The 3,139-nt window shown below is 48.2% G+C and carries 1 protein-coding gene and 2 pseudogenes; 1 reads left to right on the plus strand and 2 read right to left on the minus strand.

The window, feature by feature from the left end; genetic code table 11:
* Nucleotides 1–309: 309 nt before the first annotated feature.
* Nucleotides 310–1,852: pseudogene (locus ACFPVS_RS13540) on the minus strand (OFA family MFS transporter).
* A 205-nt stretch (nucleotides 1,853–2,057) separates the two neighbouring features.
* Between ACFPVS_RS13540 and nadE the strand changes: the two are divergent.
* A complete protein-coding gene (nadE, locus tag ACFPVS_RS13545) occupies nucleotides 2,058–2,849 on the plus strand; it encodes an NAD(+) synthase (protein ID WP_378595857.1) in 792 nt (263 codons plus the stop codon).
* Nucleotides 2,850–3,039: 190 nt separating this feature from the next.
* Here nadE and ACFPVS_RS13550 read toward each other — a convergent pair.
* A pseudogene (locus ACFPVS_RS13550) lies at nucleotides 3,040–3,139 on the minus strand (IS481 family transposase); the annotation flags it as partial.

Consider the following 3,139-nt stretch of genomic DNA (forward strand, 5'->3'; position numbering starts at 1 on the left):
ACGGACGGGAAACACGTCTGAAAATGAAAAAACGGTTACCTGATTGTTCAGGTAACCGTTTGGATGGGGTGGCCGGTATTTTGCAAAGGTCTCGGCCGAGACCTTTGCAAAATACCCATCTTTGACACATTTCTTTCTTTTGCGCTGCCCCAAAGCTTGCCTGTCTTTATGATATGTCTTCGCTTTCTGCGCTGCTACAACTTTGAACTGTACTCAAATCTAGGGTTTTACAAAGGTCTCAGGAATATATTGCTTATTTCCCAAACAAACAGAGGCCGTCTGAAGCGTTTCAGGCGGCCTTTCATCAATTTAGCGGAACAAATCCAATGATTTCACAAATACCATCACCATACCGTAAATCAACGGAATTCCCACCAATGCCCAGCGCCACCATACTGAAAAACCACCGCGCTTAATACTTTCCTGAAGCAGATAGGCGTCGGAAATCGCAGTTTCGTCATCCGGATTGCTGCTTGAAGCAGCTTTGTGAATATCCGTTTCATGATGCTTTTCATGCACGACTTTCACGCACAAATTGCACAGCAAACCCACCAACAGCAAACCGGCCATAATATACATGGTCACGCTATACGCCTGCGCCGCCGGAATGCCATTGTCGATTTGGCTTTGACGAATATAGTTGACCAACACCGGGCCAATCACGGCGGCGGTTGACCAAGCCAACAAAATCCGCCCGTGAATCGCACCGACTTGATAAGTGCCGAATAAATCTTTCAAGTAAGCCGGAATCGCCGCAAAACCGCCGCCATACATCGACATAAATTACGCAAAAGCAAATCATAAATAAGGCTTTATTGCCGCTGGCACCAATCGACGGCACGGCAAAATACAGTAGCGAACCCAGCACAAAGAAAATGGTATAAACATTTTTGCGGCCGATTTTATCGGAAATGCTCGACCAGAAAAAACGCCCGCCCATATTGAACAAGCTCAGCAAACTCATAAACCCTGCCGCGGCACCCACGCTAATTGCTGCCTGCTTACCCACCGATGCTTCTGAAAACAATTCCTGAATCATCACTGCCGCCTGCCCCAATACACCGATACCGGCGGTAATATTCAGGCACAACACCCAAAACAGCAGCCAAAATTGCGGTGTTTTCATTGCTTGGTTAACGTTGACATGATTGCTGCTGACCAGCTTATTTTTGATTTTCGGTGCGACATAGCCTTCCGGCTTCCAATCCGCCGCCGGTACGCGGATAGTGAACGCACCGAACATCATCAAGGCAAAATAAATAAACGCCAATGCCACAAAAGTTTGCGCCACGCCCACAGAACCATTGCTGCTGAATAAACCCATCAGCCATACTGGCAAAGGCGGTGCCACCATAGCGCCGTCACCGAAGCCCATAATTGCCAATCCGGTCGCCATGCCCGGTTTATCGGGAAACCATTTCATCAAGGTTGAAACCGGTCCGATATAGCCCAGCCCCAAACCAATACCGCCAATTACGCCGTTGCCCAAATACAGCAGGGCTAAATTGTGGGTGCTGACACCTATTGCCGACACCAAAAAGCCCAAGCTGAAACAGCAGGCCGCCACAAACATCGCTTTTCCTGGGTCGATACACTTCATCCATGTACCGCACATCGCTGCTGATGCACCCAATACTGCTAAGGCAATACTGAAAATCCAGCCGACTGTGGTCAGTTTCCAATCGCCTGCTGCCGATTCGGTGATCCCGATTACCTTAGTCAGCGGTGCATTAAACACAGAATACGCATAAATCTGGCCGATGGCCAAATGCACGGCCAATGCCGCAGGCGGCACCAACCATCGATTGAAACCCGGCTTGGCTATGGTAGCCTCACGGCTTAGAGATTTCATGGCAACCTCAAATAACAATAGATTAACTGATTGATTTTACCTATAAACAAGGTAAAAATTGTCGACAACTATATCAGTTTTCAACCTTTTCTCTACGCCACAAAATAACTATTTTTAACAAAAGAACCCAAGAAATTGCCTGATTTACTTTCAGACGGCCTCAAATAGCATTATCATCTTATATCCCGCCATCAGGAGCTGATTTATGCAAACCCAAGCTGTTGTCCGCCATATTGTCGATTGGTTGAAAAACTATGCAGAAAGCGCACGCGCCAAAGGCTTTGTGGTCGGCGTATCCGGCGGCATTGACTCTGCCGTTGTGTCTACGCTGGCCGCCGAAACCGGCCTAAACGTGTTGCTGATTGAAATGCCCATTCGCCAAAAAGCCGACCAAGTTAACCGCGTACGCGAACACATGGATAATTTGCAACAACGCTACACCAACGTGACCGCCATAAGTGTGGACTTAACCCCCACATTTAACACCTTTGCCGAAACAGTAGAAGTCGATGAAAGCGCATTCCCTAACAAACAGCTTGCGCTGGCCAACGCCCGCTCCCGACTGCGCATGGTCACACTTTATTACTACGGACAACTGCACGGCCTGCTCGTCACCGGCACCGGCAACAAAATCGAAGATTTCGGCGTGGGCTTTTTCACCAAATACGGCGACGGCGGCGTAGACATCAGCCCGATTGCCGATTTAACCAAAACCCAAGTTTACGCGTTGGCCAAAGAGCTGAATGTCATCGAAACCATTCAACAAGCCGTACCGACCGATGGTTTGTGGGACACCGAGCGCACCGATGAAGAACAAATGGGCGCGAGCTATCCCGAGCTTGAATGGGCGATGAGCGTTTACAATACCCATAAGCCTGAAGACTTCAGTGGCCGCGAGCGCGAAGTTTTGGAAATCTACACGCGCTTGCACAAAGCCATGCAACACAAAATCAACCCGATTCCGGTGTGCAATATTCCGCCTGAGTTAATGAAATAAACCCAAAGGCTGAGACCTTTGCAAAATCCCCATCTTTGGCACATTTCTTCGTTATGCGCTGCTCGAAAGCTTGCCTATCTTCGTGATATGCCTGCGCTTCCTGTGCTGCTATAACTTCGAACTGCACTCAAATCTGGGGTTTTACAAAGGCCTCAGGTGTAAGAAATAGTCGCGTTGTTTACACAACAGGTTAAGAAAAATAAGCCTGTAAAACCTCAAAAGGCGTATCACCTTTCAAACCCTTATGCGGCTTAACCGTATTATAAAAATTCACAAAACGGCACAACTCC

This window comes from Neisseria weixii (genome assembly GCF_042658245.1).
GTDB classification, from domain to species: domain Bacteria; phylum Pseudomonadota; class Gammaproteobacteria; order Burkholderiales; family Neisseriaceae; genus Neisseria; species Neisseria weixii.